Genomic DNA, 16,167 nt, shown 5'->3' with positions numbered 1-16,167 from the left:
CGGGGCGGACGGCTAGTCTCAGCCGAGCGGAGCGAAACCACGTTGCCTTCAGGCAACGCCCGAAGGGGCGCGAACCTGCGGCGATAAATCCCTGTTCAGCCGGATGTCAGACCAAACAGCTTAGTCGACTGAAATACAGCGACTGCCCCTCTGGATCTCTTTTTCACCCATATCCTGCTTAATCAATATAGGTATTAATCCGGTTCATTGCGTTGCCATATACTTACTGATGAATATTGAGTCGATCTATCTCAGATTTTATCTGCCTAAAAAGATAAACGTAAAAAATACTGACACATGCATTTCTGATAAAAATGTTTATATAATAAATTCCTTTATCAACTATCTAATTTAACTGAATAATTGAAATTTAATACTTAAGTTTACTACCAAACTAAACTTCCAGTGCTAAAAATAAGAAGGTAATTTTTTATATAACTTTATTGAGATTTACAAGGCAATAAAGTATCAAGGATAAAATGTAAGACCAATTGTAACTCCATGTTTTTAAAGGGTTAGCTTTTAGTATCTATCTCGGCGACTTTATTGTTTGTTATTTTTTTGACGTGAACTAAAGTTAACTTTATTAAAACGCTAATATAATAATGAAAGGACGAGTAGGGATGTCTAGAAAATCATACACTAGATTGGCATTAGTGTCGGACGAGAGCATTCAGTCTTCTATTCTGAAAGAGTACTTGGTAAAGAAGCTTACATTTTCCATAAACTGTATAAAGCTGGATGAAATCAGCAAGTTATCAGCGAAACATATCGAAGAGACTTTGTTCATTTTAGATTCTGCCAGTATCACGCCAAAATCGAGTGAAAAGTATCTGAGTATCATGGCTGATAAAGAGGTGATACCTTCTGAAATTCTGATCAATGTATGCACTGATATCAAGGTCGATGAGCTTAAGAGATGGCCGAACTTGGTGGGAGTCTTCTATACCAGTGATTCACTTGAGCTGCTATCTGAAGGGTTGCTGAAGATACAAAGTGGTGAGTTGTGGTTTAGCCGTAAGCTATGCCAGGAACTGATTTCTGAATACCGTAGTACTCAAACCAATATCCCAAAATTGAGCGTAGAGTTAACGGCTCGGGAGAAGGAGATTATGCAACTTTTGGTTTCTGGTGCATCAAATTTGCAAATTGCCGAGTCCTTGTTCGTCAGTGAAAATACAGTGAAAACACATCTTCATAATGTGTTTAAAAAAATAAAAGTCAAGAACCGCCTGCAGGCGTTTATGTGGGCTAAGAATCATACATTTAATAGTTTGTTATCATGAAAAAGTTAACCACTGTTCTGATTTCACTTATCTTGGTTTTCCCCGGCACTGTTGTTGGAGAAGGTACAAAAACGGATAACGGTAAGCCTTTGGAAAATGGTCCACCGTTGGAAAATAACGAGTCTGTAGAGTTGCAAGATAGACTAGAAAGCCTGGATAGCCTACGTGAAATTAATGGTGTTGTTGTTGATCGTACAATGACGAAGCTTGGTGAGGATTTTTATTCTTTATTCTCACAGAAACTCGATGATCAAATTGAAGAGCTCAAAGAAAACTTAACAGTTAAAGAAAGGCCAACAGCTTTGTCAGGAAGCATTATTACTATTTTTCACCGGCAAAACATTATATATCGAACTGCTTTATCACCGGGAAGACAAACGGTTGAAGATAAAACGGATCAGGCTGTCTCTGCAGTAAAGAATTATGTGTTGAGATGGCGAATAGAACGGTATTTAAAAGATACCTTTGATGTTGACTACGACGAAATTTAAGAGGTAAGCACATGAAAGGGAAAGTATGTTGTTTATTATTTCTTGGTTTTTTTGGAATGAATAGCCAGGCAACAGAGCTGATTTATACACCAGTGAATCCCAACTTTGGTGGAAATCCGCTAAATGGTAATTTTCTGCTGGGAGTGGCAAATGCAATCAATGATTACAAAGCTCCCAAGGATGATTCATTGTTTGAAGAACAATCCGATCTAGAGCGACTGGCTTCCAGTTTAGAATCCCGTTTGATTAGCCAGTTACTTTCAGATGTGGGAAACGGAAACACCGGGCAATTAGTCACGGATGATTTTCTGCTCAATATTGTTGATAACAACGGTACCCTGATGATTCAAATTACGGATAAAGAAACAGGGGAATCGTCAACCATCCAGGTCAATGGCTTAGTGCCTGATATGTAAGGAGATAGGCATGAAAGTCATTACTATGCTGGTTTGTGCACTGGTGCTGAGTGGATGCAGTCAATCGATGAGAATTCCTGAGATAGACCGAGAGCCGACTTTAATGCCAAGAGGTGCAACGTATCTTGATTTGACCTCTTTGCCTATGCCCAGAGGCCAGGTTTTCGTTTCAGTTTACGATTTCAGGGATCAGACAGGGCAGTATAAACCGCAGCCAAACAGTAACTTTTCTACTGCTGTTCCCCAGGGGGGCAGCAATGCTGACCACGGCATTGTTAAATTCTAAGTGGTTTATCCCTCTTGAGCGAGAGGGGTTACAAAATTTGTTGACTGAAAGGAAAATAATACGCGCTGCGCAGAATAAGCATGAGATCCCTAAAAACCACGGTGATCATCTACCGTCGCTTATGGCTGCCAATATTATGATTGAAGGCGGGATTATTGCCTATGACACCAATATTCAGACTGGAGGAGCAGGTGCTCGTTATTTGGGGATAGGTATGTCTTCACAGTATCGTTCTGATCAGGTCTCTGTGAACGTCAGGGCTATTGATGTTAGAAGTGGTCGTGTATTGTTAAGTGTGACAACCAGTAAAACGATATTATCTCAGGAGTTGCAAACCGGTGTGTTTAAATTCATAGACTATAAGGACTTACTGGAAGCAGAACTCGGCATTACCACCAATGAACCAGTGAATGTTGCTGTGATGTCTGCGATAGACTCGGCGGTGATACAGCTGATTGTCGATGGTATCAAGACTAATATGTGGCAGTTGAATACTTCATCTGATATTAATAATCCAATTATTCAGAGATATATGAACGTTACTCAGCCAATTATTTAATATCTCAAATTATTTAAAAGCGTCCTCAGGACGCTTTTTTTGTGTCAAAAGCATATGTTTTATCGCGTGTGTGAAATGATTCATCGGAGGCTTTCCTGCTAGATACATAATGATTGGGTTTTTTTGATGTCAGCATTATATGTATATGTTTATATTGTGATTATATTGTCTGTCTGACGAGTGAAAATATCTTGATAATGTATTTTTATTGATGTTATTCAATGTGTTATGTTTCTTGTCTTTAATTTGAATGTAATGTAAAAGTACTAGCAAAAAAAGTCACACATTCATTAGTAAGTTTATAGAATTTGAATAATTAAATACCATAATAAAGTTACAAGATGACATTGAGTTCAGGTTGCAGTAATGAAAACCCAAGTAATTAATAAAAGTGTTTTGTTCATCTGTGGTGCTTTATTTGTTTCAAGTGCAAGTGCCTTTGATTTAGCCAGGAATGAATTTGGCTACTATGACTCAGAATTAGATGGCATCAATGGTAATGCATCTTCTGTTGAGTTATCAAATGCAACGAATAGTAAAGTGTTTATCCGACAAAATAGTCCTCAGGGTTGGAAAGGAAATAAGGCGATGGTACGCCAGTCGGGTAATAACAATGTTGCAGTCGCTAATCAAAATGGTGTGAATAATTTCGCTTATTTAGACCAGAATGGAAATGACAATATTGCGGCTGTTTATCAGAATGGTTGGAATAATAAAGGCATTATTATTCAAAATGGAAATGAGAATTTTGCAGCGTTGGTACAAAATGGTAACAACTCTCGCGAATACATCAACCAGCAGGGTGATGGCAATAAAGCTGTAGTGGTAGAAAGACCTGGAGTGAGTTACTCGGGATATAATATAAACCAGTCGGGTAACGAACAATTATTAATAGTAAACGGAATGAATAAAAATATTTCTGTCCATTAACACAATTAAAGGAAATGATCATGAAAAAGTTAGCAGTAGTAATCTCAACAATTCTGATGTCTTCTGGTGCAATGGCATATGACAACTACTCATTCACTGAAGCAACTTATGGCAGTGATGATAACACAGAAATGGTGACTCAAGTTTCTGATGGATATCATGGTCACAATCGTTCAACAACTTTATTTCAATATAATTCAGATGATAATAAGGTTGATATTTTTCAAGATGGTAAAGATAACAATTCTCTGGTCGAAGTGAAACATTCAAGCTGGAACCGAGTTGATGTTGATCAGAAAGGTCAAAATAACGATTCTGACATTTATCTGACCGACTATTCTGATGGAAATAAAGTTGATGTCAAACAGCGTGGCGAAGACAATGAATCTTACGTGAAAATTGATGATGGCTCAGATCACAACGATGTTGATGTTATGCAGCATGGTCATGACAATGACGCGAATGTCAAAATTGACGATAATGCAGAGCGGAACGATGTGAAAATTGCTCAGCGTGGTGCCTGGAACGATGCAGACGTTACAATTGAAGGTGGTGATTATAACGATGCCAGCATCAAACAGGATGGCTATGGAAACAAAGGCGATATCGATCTGATTGGTTATGATGTTGACCACAATGATGCACGTATTGACCAGGATGGTAATCACAATACAGCATATATTAATATGTGGTCTGGTGCAGACAATAACGTCGCAGACATTGACCAAATGGGTGATGATTCACATGCTGTGATTAATATAGCTTACGGCTCAGATGATAACCGTGTATATATTAATCAAACATCAAACGACCAAGCATATAAAAATGTCTATGGTAGCGATGGTAACTTGTTTGTTACGAATCAGTTCTGATAATGACTATGTTTAGGTTTCATTCAAAAGCGGCGATTATCGCCGCTTTTACTTATCTCCCGTTAACCGTTCTGGCACAGGATGATTTACCGGTTGATTTGTCCTGTAAGGTTCTGACTCAGAACATTTCTTTACAAATCACAACGAACGGCAACGAGTCGGTTACGTTAACGGTGGAATCTGCCAGAGGCAATCGGATGCGAAGTACTGTCAGTGGCTCGAGCCGTGCTTCAATGATGTTGAGCAAGACACAATTTCCTGTGACTATCACGGTCGATACCGTGGGAAAAAACTCTGTCTTGACAGTCACCGACGACTGCCAAATTACCCACCAGACACCTCATTCCTGAGGTGTCTCAATACTCATGGCATCTTATATAGCCTTGTAGTACTGTGCGCCTGCCAGAGCCTAGCTTGATGCAAAGAACTGTTTGGCCCAAAGCGTCAGTCGGGATGCACAGCAGCTGAGTTTACTTTGGTGGTTGGCTATGTGCGTGAGTGCACAGAATGTTACCACTTTACGCTTTAAGCTCTCATTCCGATTTCAAAATTGCTATTATGTGAGGCTGATTCCGATTATAGCGCCCGGGCGCAGGTCGGTTTGATTGGCTGATGAGGGGAAGCAGTCTGGCATTGGCCGCCAGCGAATGCAAAAAGCTATCCTGTTCGCCCGTCGCACCGGCGCCAGAGGGATCGCGTTAGAGGCATCGCACAGAAACCATACTGACCAGGTTCTTTATGCCTCGTTGGGTTTTGGGAGCGATGAAAATTATTATCACTATTTTTGACTGTGTAGCAGTAACAACATTAATGCTTGGTTAATACTATGTATATTCAGAAAGTTATGCCCAATCGAGACGACGTCCGAGGGATCCTGAGCGCGTCCGATGATTATATGTATAGTCTGTACCCGCCCGAGACGAACAATCTGGAGAGTGAGGAATCCCTCATGAAGGATAATGTTCATCTGGTCGGCGCCTTTGTACGCGGTGCGTTAGCCGGTATTGGCGCAGTGAAAATGATGGATGATGACGGGCAGTACGGTGAAATCAAGCGTATGTTTGTACTGGATCATTACCGCGGCCTGGGTATATCCCGGCAAATTATGGATGCTTTGCACCAGTACCTGAAGCACAATGGGATCAGCATTGCCCGCCTGGAAACCGGCGTGAATCAACCTGAATCCATTGGTTTATATCAGACCCTGGGTTATCGGGTTTGTGAGCCTTATGGCCAGTATCAGTCGCACCCGCTCAGTATTTTCATGGAACTCGACCTGAATTCACTGGACGGTTAGCACTTCTGATGTCGAATCATTATCACGGCTCCTGTCAATGTGGGGCCGTGACCTTTTCTATCTATGGCGATATTAAAGCCATTACCCATTGCCATTGTTCTATGTGCAGAAAAAGCCATAGTGCTGTGTATGCCACTTATGCGGCGACCTTGAAGGATAACTTTCGCCTGAAAGGTGAAGAGCATCTCACTGCGTTTTTATCCTCCCTGGCGTAATTCGTCGGTTTTGTAAGCACTGCGGAGCCAGCGTACAGTGGCTGGACAGCGGTAAATACAGTAATGAGTGGGTGACCTTTTCGCTCCCTTTACTGGATACTCCTTTTATTCCCAAGAAGCAAAAACATATTTATATCGATGATAAGCTCGTTTGGTTAGCGGTTTGTGATGCGCATAAACAATATCCAAAAGGATGTGAATAAGACTTTCTTCTGCCCTTTTCACTGAAAAAAGTGAGAGTTAGTGCAATCAATCAGCTTTCGACCGTTGATTTGGCTCTCAATTACAGCAATGCTACAACGCGGTGTGCAACTTGATTCATTTTGATGACGTGTTGTGGTGATGCATTGTTCGGCCTGTTGGTGAAAAAATCAATCTTCTCAGTGTTTCGTCATGGTTTCCGTGTCTGACCGAATCCCATTTTGCGTACTGCTGCATCTGTATAAACATCGTATAAATTTGTCCGTTATAAAGGAAGATCATGCTCATCAAACGGCCAGACTCCCGGTATCAACTTAAACCGTTTACCGCGCAGGACTATTCATTACTCATGGATTGGGTAACGGATGAGGAGTTTAATTTGCTTTGGGGAGGGCCTGTCTATCAGTTTCCTCTGACTTTAGACCAGATTGAGAAACATGTTTCTCGTCCAGAGGTCCATCCCTATTTATTTCAGTTCGCAGGCCAGACAAAAGGCTATGTCGAGTTATACCAATCATCGCCAAAGCAATGCCGGCTTTGTCGCGTATTAGTGGCGAATGAATCGGATCGCGGTCAGGGATATGGCCGGGTACTGCTGGATATGGCGGTGGAGAAAGCCGAGTCTGAGTTCGGTGCTGAAGCGGTATCACTGGCGGTGTTTGAGCACAATTTTCGTGCGGTAAATTGTTATCGCGGGATGGGCTTTGAAATCTATCAGGCTGACCGGGCGACTCGGGTTTTTAATGGTGAACCCTGGACGTTACTGCAAATGAAGAAGTTATTGTAACTATCCGGTTCGGCTTGCAGAGACACTCAGTGCTACGCTCAATAAAGAATGACTGAATAACTCTTCTTTGGTTGTGATGCTAACGTATCTTGGCCGGTACCTTGGATGTCCGGCCAGATTTGCCGCCCCTGTGATGAGGTATGCCCATGAGCTTGGAACAATTTAAATATGTCAGCTATATCGCGGCAAAGGATACCGACGTCTGGAATGCTTTGCTTGATCCGAAAATGACACAGCAATACTGGGGGCATGTGAATGAGTCTGACTGGAAGGTGGGAAGTCGGTGGGCACATATTCGGGCTGATGGCTCCGAAATTGAAGATGTGACGGGAAAAGTGCTGTTGATTCATCCCCCTCACCATTTAGTGCTGAGCTGGCAGGAAACCGGTGGGCACCATGGTGTCATGCATTCCTCCCAGGTGAGTGTTGCGCTGGAAAACCTGGGTGAAGACACCCGAATCACGGTTATCCACAGTGATTTACAGTCGGGTTCACTGAGCTATCAGGATGTCAGTGAAGGCTGGCCTGCGGTGATCTGTAATTTAAAAACCTTGCTGGAAACGGGTCATGTGATGGCCAGTGATATTTGGTCGGCCAATTAGCAACAGGTTACTGACGTTTGGTGAAGCCTGATGCGGCATCAGAAGCAGGGTGTTCAAGGTTGATGATTGGGTACGGATGCTCTGCTTTAAATTGCTGTTTCATTTCATACATAGCAAAATCCGCCTCCTGCAATAGTTCTGACAGGCTTTTGCTGCCTGGAGTATAAACGCTCAGGCCGATACTGGCCGAGAGCGATAATTCGCGATGGAGGAGCTGAATGGGGATTTTGAGTACGTGATCCAGCGTGTTCATCAGAAAATTCGATACATACGCCTGATTGACCGATTGAGGGAAAACCTGAATCACAGCAAACTCATCGCCACCCATCCGGGCGACGTACATGCCATCGTGGGTCAGGTTATCAAGTCTGCGCGCGATCGTTTTGAGCAACTGATCCCCGGCACCATGCCCCAGCGTATCATTCACTTCTTTGAACCCGTTCAGGTCAATCAGGAAAAACGCAAAGTCTTTACCGGATTTCTCCAGATCTTTTAATTTTCTGTTGAGCCACAGCCGGTTATGAATGCCCGTTAAAGAGTCATACATGGCCAGCTGGTGGTGTGTTTTAGACTCTTTCATCAGTAAGTAAATCATCATGATGCCAATCAGCAAGGTTGAAAACAGGGAGGCATGAATGAGCCAGCGCAGAGAAATAAACCTGTCCAGTTTCGAACGTAATACATTGTTTGTGAAAAGAAATGTTTTCAATGCATAGTTCATTAATTGATCGTAATTATCTTTAATCATCAAGGTCAGTTCAGCCACGTTCTGTCTGGTGAGCTGTTGCAGCGATGCTTCGTAGCCTTTGACGATCTGATAGTGATGATTAAACGACTGCAGTGAGCCAAAGGTGCTGTGAAGGCGGTTCACCTGGCTGTTGACCTGAATGGAATTAAAGCGGCTTAACAGTATCTCATACTGGAGTAACACATCGTTATTATCAGCACGCCCGGCTTCATAACTCTGAAGCTGGTAAATTAACTCGCTGTATTCGTCACTCAGCTGCATCATGAACCAGCTGGCCAGATTCTGATCTTTACTGACAGATTCAGCATTGGATTCCAGAGAGCTGACAGACACGAAAGTAAACACAATTAGCAGGGGGCCGCAAAAAAAGCAGCTTTTTCATCAACGGCATGCCGGCTAAGTGAAAAATTTTTAATGATTTCAAAGGTAACACGTCATGGCACCACATTAATTTCGTTAATTTGCCAGACCATTTTTTCTAAGAAGCCCTTATCAATGAGGTCCGGGTGCGCGTCTAGCGCAAAAATAAGCCAGAAAGGGCCGTAATCACGTACTCTCATCCACGCATCATTATGACGTATCGCCAGTACAGGTTGATATTTTTTCATATCCTGCCAGTTTAACTCGGCGGTAAATTGATTCAGGGCCGTCAAATGTATAGTGCCGGGTTTCAGTTGATAATGGTTTAACAAGGCTTGCAGGTTAACGCCGGAAAATGTTGCCTTGCCATTGACCCAGGGCATGGAGGTGGTGATAGATTCCTGTGGAAGGCTGGCGATATCGTCCTGTGTCAGGCGTACTTCGATGGGCGCATTTTCCGCCGACTGCCCTTTAAGCGTTAACGGAGGAGGAGTGAGGGCAAAAACAGGAAAAACAGCAACAAAACCTGCAAACAGCAGGCCTGACGAGAGGAGATTGGAAAGCGTTGAAATATACTTCCTGGGAATCACATATCCCTCAGCTTTGTAGGTGGCCAGTGCGTAAATACAAAGATAGCTATATAAAATCGCAAAGCAATACTTTTCTCGTATGAATGAAGTTGAGGTAATTATTTCATCTTTGAATGGTTTGCGGTTTTTCCCGCTGAAATTTCGGATTTCCTGAATTTTTATGATGCAGTGACGGCTTTTTATAGTTTTTATTCATGTCTGCCCAGTGTGATCCTTGTTCAAAATACGGGATGTTGTAAGCGGTTGCATATAAGAAGTTCCCACTTTAGTTTATGTCTGATCTGGAAAGTCAGACAAAGATATCTGTATTTTAAGGCGGCTGGCGCACTCACCAAACAGCGACTTTTTTATGTTTCTGCTTATGTGTTTGGCGCTATTTATTTCGCTGGCTAAACCTTCAAATTAAAGTAACGGGCTGAACATATAAAAGCACTGTTCAAGAAATTTATGGCCTAAAGAACGTTCACGCCATTTTTCCGGATCAATCCGGGTGGAGTGTCTTATATATTGTTGCTGTAATTGTGCTAATTGTTCTGTAAAAACCGGATTATCTACCGCTAGCGTCACTTCAAAATTCAGCCACAGACTTCGCATATCCAGGTTGACTGTGCCAATCAGACAGTGGGTATCATCAACGACAACCGATTTAGTATGGAGCAGACCGCCGTTAAACCGGTGAATAAACACACCGGCGTTGAGAAGTTCGGCAAAAAACGAGCGGCTGGCCCATTCCACCATCACAGAGTCGTTTTTGGCGGGAATGACAATGTGAACCTCTGTCCCTCGTTCTGCGGCACTGATCAGCGCATGTAACAGGTGCTCGCTGGGCACAAAATAGGGCGTAGTAATAACCACGCGTTCCCTGGCCTGGTAAATACTGATGAGCAGAACCTGATGGATAATTTCATCTGGCATGCCGGGTCCAGAGGGAATGACCTGAATCATGTCTAAGTTACCATTAGCAGGAGCGGCATCGCATTCAGGCACGGGGGGCAAATAGCGTTGACCGGTTTCGACTTCCCAGTCCCAGGCCTGTATACAATTGAGTACCGAAACGGCCGGGCCGGTGACACGCACCATCACATCAATCCATTGTCCGACACCGGCGTCTGTTTTGAAAAAAGCCGGATCGACCAGATTCATGGAGCCGGTATAGGCAATCTGCGCATCGATGACAACAATTTTGCGGTGCTGCCGGATATCCAGTCTTCGCAGGAACATACGTAACGGGCTGACAGCCAGCGCTTCTGTTAATTCGATACCGGCGTGCTTCATCAAACGCGGCCAGTGGGAACGGAAAAAACGCATACTGCCGGCGGAATCCAGCAATATTCTGACTTTTACACCGCGTTTGGCGGCAAGAATTAATGCCGTCGCCACTTCGTCGGCCAGGCCGCCCGGATGCCAGATATAAAATTCCAAATGAATTGCGCGATGGGCCTGCTGGATATCTGAAATCAGCGAGCGCAGAATGGTCTGCGGGGTGTCCTGCAATGTCATGCTGTTACCCACCAATGCCGGAATGCCGAGGCGGTTCTGACACAGGTCGTGAATCGGTTTGGTATGCAGGTTCATCAGCTGAGGCTGATGCCCCGGGCAGTGATACAGTTGCTTAAACCAGCTGGCGAAGGGCTCAAACATTTCTTCGGCACGTAATGCCCGTTTTTTGCCAAGATTGAGCTCACCAAACAAGAGATAGGCAATGATGCCGCCAATAGGAATGATGTAGATAATCATCAGCCATGCCAGCGACACGCCCACCACACGGCGTTTGAATACCACCCGCATCGTAACAGCCGCAATGGCGACCCAATAGATGAACAGGCTGAGCCAGGCTAAGACTTGATAAACGTGATCCATAAAAGCGGCTTGTCTCTTTCTATATGCATACCTGCGCTCTATTTTGCACCCGAATCTCTGTAAAACATAGGGTTAAGCGAAAACTTGACACACTTTATCATGCCGCATGTATCAATAGTGAAGGCGTGTGACGGCGAGAAATGTCTTATCTTGTAAGAGCCCCTTGTCATTTGAGTATCGTGTATGGCGAACAGAGCGCAATTCAGCTCCCGAATGGGATTCATTCTGGCCGCGGCAGGCTCCGCGGTCGGGCTGGGTAATATCTGGGGGTTTCCGACCCAGGCGGCCAGTAATGGCGGCGCGGTATTTCTGATGGTTTATTTACTGATGGTGTTTGCGCTGGCTTATCCCTTGCTGGTGGCCGAACTGACCATTGGACGCTACGGCAGTGCCGATCCTATCACCTCGCTGCGTAAAGTCTGGCCACGGCAGAAAGCCCTGATGGGACTGGTCGGGCTGGCGGGCATGATAGCGGTATCGCTGATACTGAGTTTTTACGCGATTGTTGCCGGTTGGCTGCTGGGGTATTTGCTGGCCCCGATTTGTGAGGCGGTGGGGCTGGTGTCACTGGCTCACTGGCTGGAAGCGTTTGGCAGCGGCCGTAATCTGATACTCATGCTGGTCTTTATGTGGCTGACCGTGATGGTCGTCAGGAGCGGGGTCGCCGATGGCATCGAAAAATGGTCCACCCGTCTGATGCCTGTTCTGCTGCTGCTGTTCGTGGTGATGGTGATGTATATATTGACGCAGGACGGTGCCTGGGACGGCCTGAAACTGTATCTGGTCCCGGATTTCAGCCATTTGTCTCCCAAGCTGATTGTCAGCGCGATGGGGCAGGCGTTTTTTCTCTTTCTCTTGGGGTGTGCACTATGATGGTGTACGGCTCGTACCTGAGTAAGTCCGCGAATCTACCGAAAACCGCAGCGCAGGTTGCACTGCTCGATACCGCCGTTGCCTTTATCGCCGGGCTGTTGATCCTGCCTGCAATGTTTGTGGCCCAACATCACGGCGTGGTGATTTACGACGAGAGCGGGGCATTACTGGCGTCAGATACGCTGGTCTTCAGTGTGCTGCCGACCATGTTCGACACCATGGGGCCGGTGGGCATGATAGTCGGCATCCTGTTTTTCGTGCTGATGATCATTGCGGCGCTTACCTCCTCCATTTCTATGCTGGAGGTACCTGTCTCTTGCGCCATTGAAGAGCTGAACCAGAGCCGCAGTACCGCCGTCTGGTGGATAGGCGGATTCATCTGTGTCATCTCGGCGGTCATTGTGTTTAATTTTGACGTTTTGTTTGGCCGGGTCGTGACCATGACCACCGCCTATGCGCAGCCGTTTATCGGTATGATTTTCGCGTTGCTGGTGGGGTGGGTCTGGCACAGAGACAAAGTATTGCAAGAAATCCGCAAAGGCTATCCGGCCGTTGAGTCGAGTCTGTTCTGGCGGATCTGGCCCTGGTATGTGCGTCTTGTCTGTCCGGTTCTCATGTTGCTGGTCTTTTTCCTTCAGTAACGGATGACATCACAAGGCTGGCGTCATGCGGCAGAGCGGGTATACTGCCGCTTTCCTGAGTCAACTGAACGGCGAACATGTTTACACTTCTGCATCAAACCCCGGATTTCCTCGTTATTTGCAAACATGCTGGCGTGAGTGTACATAAAGATGACAATGATCAGCCACTGCTGGCGGAGGTTGCTGCGGCCACCGGTGATACACAGCTGTATCTGATCCACCGGCTGGATAAGATGACATCGGGCATTTTGCTGCTGGGCCGTCACGCCAAAGCCGCCGCCGAGTTGTCGGGTGGTTTTGCCCGCCGTGAAGTGCAGAAGTTTTATCTCGCGATCAGCAGCAAGAAACCCAAAAAGAAGCAGGGCACTGTGATTGGCGATATGAGCCGTTCACGTCGTCGCAGCTGGAAACTGGAGACGACACGAGAGAATCCGGCGATTACCCAGTTTATTTCAACGGCTGCCGGTGAGGGCCGCCGGTTGTTTTTGTGCAAACCCTGCACAGGGAAAACCCATCAGATCCGGGTGGCGTTAAAAAGTGTGGGGGCCGGCATCACAGGTGACGACATTTATGGCCAGGAAGAGGCCGATCGGGGGTATTTACACGCTTTTGCCCTGCAGTTTACTTATCAGGGACAAGTCTGGCGCTTTGTCTGTGTGCCAGAACAAGGCTCGCTATGGCAAGCGGCGCAAGTGCAGGCTGCCCTGGCCGGGTGGTCAGCCCCCTGGGACATTCCCTGGCCTTCGTTACCTTCAGGGCTGGTTCAACCGCGACTTGACTAACGTCGTTGCCGCAATCTGCTTAGATTTATTGATTCTTCTTTCCATACGGGTGATCCATGGACGCTTCTGCTTTACCTCTGTTTTGTCAACATTTGCTGTCGCAACTGGCTTCTCCGCCTCATGAGGTGCGCCGGTTATTTCATGGCCGCGGCCGGCGCTGGGCCGGACTGGAGCAACTGACAGCCGACTGGCTTGACGGCCAGGTGCTGATATCGCTGTTTAAAGAACAAGATGCTGAGTTTCTGGCTGCTTTAACAGCTTCGCTGCATGATCTGGTGCAAACGGACACGTGGCAGCGCTCGGGTGCAGTATCACTGTTGGTGCAGCACCGTGACCGGGCAGGCTCGCCGATGGAAGTCATCTGGGGGGAGCTGCAAACCTGGCAGCAAGTAACGGAAAATGGCCTTAAGTTTCAGCTCGACTTGGGCCAGAAGCAAAATAATGGCCTGTTTCTGGACATGCGTTATGGCCGTCAGTGGGTCAGGGACGTGGCGAAAGACAGCAAAGTACTGAATTTGTTCGCCTATACCTGCGGATTTTCTGTGGCCGCCATTGCGGGCGGTGCGGCGCATGTGGTGAATCTGGATATGGCCAAAGCGGCTCTGGGGCGCGGCCGGGATAATCACCGGCTGAACGGGCACGATCTGAACCAGGTGAGCTTTTTAGGGCACGATATCTTTAAATCCTGGGGTAAACTGAAAAAGTACGGCCCTTATGATCTGATTATTATTGACCCGCCGTCCTTCCAGAAAGGCAGTTTTGCACTCACGAAAGATTACGCCAAAATTCTGCGCCGTTTGCCGGATATGCTGACAGATGACGGCAAGGTGCTGGCCTGTGTGAACTCACCAGCCGTGTCGCCACAGTTTCTGATTGATGGTATGGCAGAGGAAGCCCCCGAGCTGAGGTTTATCGAGCGTCTTGATAATCCGCCTGAGTTTGCGGATCTGGATCACGACAGTGCGCTGAAGGCTATGATTTTTGCCCGATAAATAAAAATGCCGGATGATATCTCCGGCATTTTTTTGCGGGTTAGTTTCCTGCCTGGCTTTTTGTCTGGCAATAGATCAGGAGTCGGGAGCCAAAATCTGGGCACAGAATTGTGCATTGATTGGCTGCTGCACTACGGGTCTTCCCCGCATATCCAGGATCTGAATCAGATAGCCCAGACCTTCGCTGACCATAGGCGTCAGTTCAGGATTATTGCAGAAGTTTGCTGCCGCTGCCTGCGCCGCCTGAGTGGGAGGAACTTTACCGCCACCACCGTAAAGAATGGTAATTTCGACGATATGCTGCTGCGCCTTCGCTTTCATGATCTGGTACTGATCAATCTTGGGGTAAGGCGCTTTGGAATTAATGACCGCTGCCCGGCGCTCTGCCAGTTCGTTGGTCAGATCTTCCTGCGATTTAGCACAGCCAGTGAGAATAACCGCAGCCATCATGGCGGTAAACAGGGCCTTTCTGGATGCTCGATTCATAACCATCAGGCCGGAAGTACTTTTTTGAAGGGCTTCACGATGACCTTGTCATAGACACCGGCGTCGATGTAAGGATCTGCATCTGCCCAGGCTTTGGCTTCTTCAAGTGAGCCAAATTCAGCGATGACAGTAGATCCGGTAAAACCGGCTTCACCCGGGTTGTCACTGTCAATGGCAGGCATTGGTCCGGCAACCAGCAGACGACCTTCATCCTGCAGGGCTTTGAGGCGAGCCAGATGGTTTTCGCGAACGCTCAGACGGCGCTCCAGACTGTTTTCAACATCTTGAGAAAAAATGACGTACCACATGCGTTCTGTCTCCCTGTACTTGTGGTGGAATGCAGCCGTTATCATAGCGGAATGAAAAAGCCCCAACCAGCGGTCAGGGCAGATAAATCAGGCTTTGTTGATCGGACGAGGCCGGCCATTGGCATCAATGGCGACATAATTGAACGTCGCTTCACTGACTTTGTAACGCTCGCCAATTCCGTCATTGCCAACGGGCTTCACCCACACTTCCATGGCGACAGAGAGCGACGTATTCCCGATACGGTTACATTCGCCATAACAGCACACCACATCACCCACACCGACCGGCGCTTTAAACACGATGTTGTCGACAGAGACGGTAACCACTTTGCCGCGAGAAATTTCCTTAGCCAGAATGGCGCCTGCCAGGTCGAGCTGGGACATTATCCAGCCACCAAAAATATCGCCATTCGCATTGGTGTCAGCAGGCATGGCTAAAGTGCGAAGTAATAACTGGCCACGAGGAACATTATTTTCTGAATTCATCATAAATCATGTGTTGGGAAGATGTATTCATATGGTCATCAATATTGCGGTAGCTTGCAAGCAGAAAGCACCTGGTCTGACCCAGGCCTGATGGAACTT

The 16,167-nt window shown here is 46.3% G+C and carries 17 protein-coding genes and 2 pseudogenes; 13 read left to right on the top strand and 6 right to left on the bottom strand.

Features of this window, described 5'->3' with window-relative positions; translation table 11 throughout:
- Positions 1-623: 623 nt before the first annotated feature.
- The 10 genes and pseudogenes from P4S53_RS18710 (at position 624) to P4S53_RS18665 (ending at position 7,942) form a co-directional block, all read left to right on the top strand.
- Positions 624-1,286, top strand: a complete 663-nt coding sequence (locus P4S53_RS18710; protein WP_337113873.1) for a LuxR C-terminal-related transcriptional regulator — start codon at positions 624-626, stop codon at positions 1,284-1,286.
- Entirely contained in the window at positions 1,283-1,777 is a 495-nt protein-coding gene (locus P4S53_RS18705; protein WP_337113872.1) for a CsgE family curli-type amyloid fiber assembly protein, read from the top strand. The genes P4S53_RS18710 and P4S53_RS18705 overlap by 4 nt, the downstream gene beginning before the upstream one ends.
- An 11-nt stretch (positions 1,778-1,788) precedes the next feature.
- Positions 1,789-2,193 (top strand): curli assembly protein CsgF, encoded by a 405-nt coding sequence (locus tag P4S53_RS18700; RefSeq protein WP_337113871.1) that lies wholly within the window; start codon positions 1,789-1,791, stop codon positions 2,191-2,193.
- Positions 2,194-2,203: 10 nt separating this feature from the next.
- Positions 2,204-3,038, top strand: a pseudogene (locus P4S53_RS18695) (CsgG/HfaB family protein).
- A 366-nt stretch (positions 3,039-3,404) separates the two neighbouring features.
- Positions 3,405-3,968 (top strand): hypothetical protein, encoded by a 564-nt coding sequence (locus P4S53_RS18690; RefSeq protein ID WP_337113870.1) that lies wholly within the window; start codon positions 3,405-3,407, stop codon positions 3,966-3,968.
- A 20-nt stretch (positions 3,969-3,988) separates the two neighbouring features.
- Positions 3,989-4,840, top strand: a complete 852-nt coding sequence (locus tag P4S53_RS18685) for a hypothetical protein (protein WP_337113869.1) — start codon at positions 3,989-3,991, stop codon at positions 4,838-4,840.
- 826 nt (positions 4,841-5,666) lie between these two features.
- A complete protein-coding gene (locus P4S53_RS18680; RefSeq protein WP_337113868.1) occupies positions 5,667-6,137 on the top strand; it encodes a GNAT family N-acetyltransferase in 471 nt (156 codons plus the stop codon).
- Between the two features lie 8 nt (positions 6,138-6,145).
- On the top strand, positions 6,146-6,352 hold the full coding sequence (locus P4S53_RS18675) for a GFA family protein (RefSeq protein ID WP_337113867.1): 207 nt from the start codon (positions 6,146-6,148) through the stop codon (positions 6,350-6,352).
- A gap of 481 nt (positions 6,353-6,833) precedes the next feature.
- Positions 6,834-7,340 carry a GNAT family N-acetyltransferase gene (locus tag P4S53_RS18670; RefSeq protein WP_337113866.1) on the top strand — a complete coding sequence of 169 codons (507 nt, stop codon included), beginning with the start codon at positions 6,834-6,836 and terminating at the stop codon, positions 7,338-7,340.
- A gap of 146 nt (positions 7,341-7,486) precedes the next feature.
- Entirely contained in the window at positions 7,487-7,942 is a 456-nt protein-coding gene (locus P4S53_RS18665; RefSeq protein ID WP_337113865.1) for an SRPBCC domain-containing protein, read from the top strand.
- Positions 7,943-7,949: 7 nt separating this feature from the next.
- Here the strand turns inward: P4S53_RS18665 and P4S53_RS18660 are convergent, their stop codons facing one another.
- The 3 genes from P4S53_RS18660 to cls form a co-directional block, all read right to left on the bottom strand.
- Positions 7,950-9,023 carry a GGDEF domain-containing protein gene (locus P4S53_RS18660; protein WP_337113864.1) on the bottom strand — a complete coding sequence of 358 codons (1,074 nt, stop codon included), beginning with the start codon at positions 9,021-9,023 and terminating at the stop codon, positions 7,950-7,952.
- 101 nt (positions 9,024-9,124) lie between these two features.
- Positions 9,125-9,640: an oxidoreductase gene (locus tag P4S53_RS18655; protein ID WP_337113863.1), complete on the bottom strand. Its 516-nt coding sequence runs from the start codon at positions 9,638-9,640 to the stop codon at positions 9,125-9,127.
- A gap of 402 nt (positions 9,641-10,042) precedes the next feature.
- Positions 10,043-11,500 (bottom strand): cardiolipin synthase, encoded by a 1,458-nt coding sequence (gene cls / locus P4S53_RS18650; protein WP_337113862.1) that lies wholly within the window; start codon positions 11,498-11,500, stop codon positions 10,043-10,045.
- Positions 11,501-11,725: 225 nt separating this feature from the next.
- On the opposite strand from cls, the pseudogene P4S53_RS18645 reads away from it, so the two are divergent.
- The 3 genes and pseudogenes from P4S53_RS18645 (at position 11,726) to P4S53_RS18635 (ending at position 14,788) form a co-directional block, all read left to right on the top strand.
- Positions 11,726-13,014 (top strand): annotated as a pseudogene (locus P4S53_RS18645) (sodium-dependent transporter).
- Between the two features lie 77 nt (positions 13,015-13,091).
- Entirely contained in the window at positions 13,092-13,796 is a 705-nt protein-coding gene (locus P4S53_RS18640; protein ID WP_337113861.1) for a TIGR01621 family pseudouridine synthase, read from the top strand.
- Between the two features lie 56 nt (positions 13,797-13,852).
- Positions 13,853-14,788, top strand: coding sequence for a class I SAM-dependent methyltransferase (locus P4S53_RS18635; RefSeq protein ID WP_337113860.1), 936 nt, complete (start codon positions 13,853-13,855; stop codon positions 14,786-14,788).
- Between the two features lie 75 nt (positions 14,789-14,863).
- On the opposite strand, the gene gspS2 is transcribed toward P4S53_RS18635, so the two are convergent.
- The 3 genes from gspS2 to yciA form a co-directional block, all read right to left on the bottom strand.
- Entirely contained in the window at positions 14,864-15,274 is a 411-nt protein-coding gene (gene gspS2 / locus P4S53_RS18630; protein WP_337113859.1) for a type II secretion system pilot lipoprotein GspS-beta, read from the bottom strand.
- A 5-nt stretch (positions 15,275-15,279) separates the two neighbouring features.
- Entirely contained in the window at positions 15,280-15,582 is a 303-nt protein-coding gene (locus tag P4S53_RS18625; RefSeq protein ID WP_027253406.1) for a YciI family protein, read from the bottom strand.
- 87 nt (positions 15,583-15,669) lie between these two features.
- Positions 15,670-16,068: an acyl-CoA thioester hydrolase YciA gene (yciA, locus tag P4S53_RS18620; protein WP_120511214.1), complete on the bottom strand. Its 399-nt coding sequence runs from the start codon at positions 16,066-16,068 to the stop codon at positions 15,670-15,672.
- Positions 16,069-16,167: the final 99 nt, after the last annotated feature.

Origin of the sequence: Photobacterium sp. Hal280, assembly GCF_037162255.1 — a bacterium.
Taxonomy (GTDB): domain Bacteria; phylum Pseudomonadota; class Gammaproteobacteria; order Enterobacterales; family Vibrionaceae; genus Photobacterium.
The sequence above is the reverse complement of the archived record's forward strand: the minus strand, read 5'-3'. Positions and strand labels throughout refer to the sequence as shown.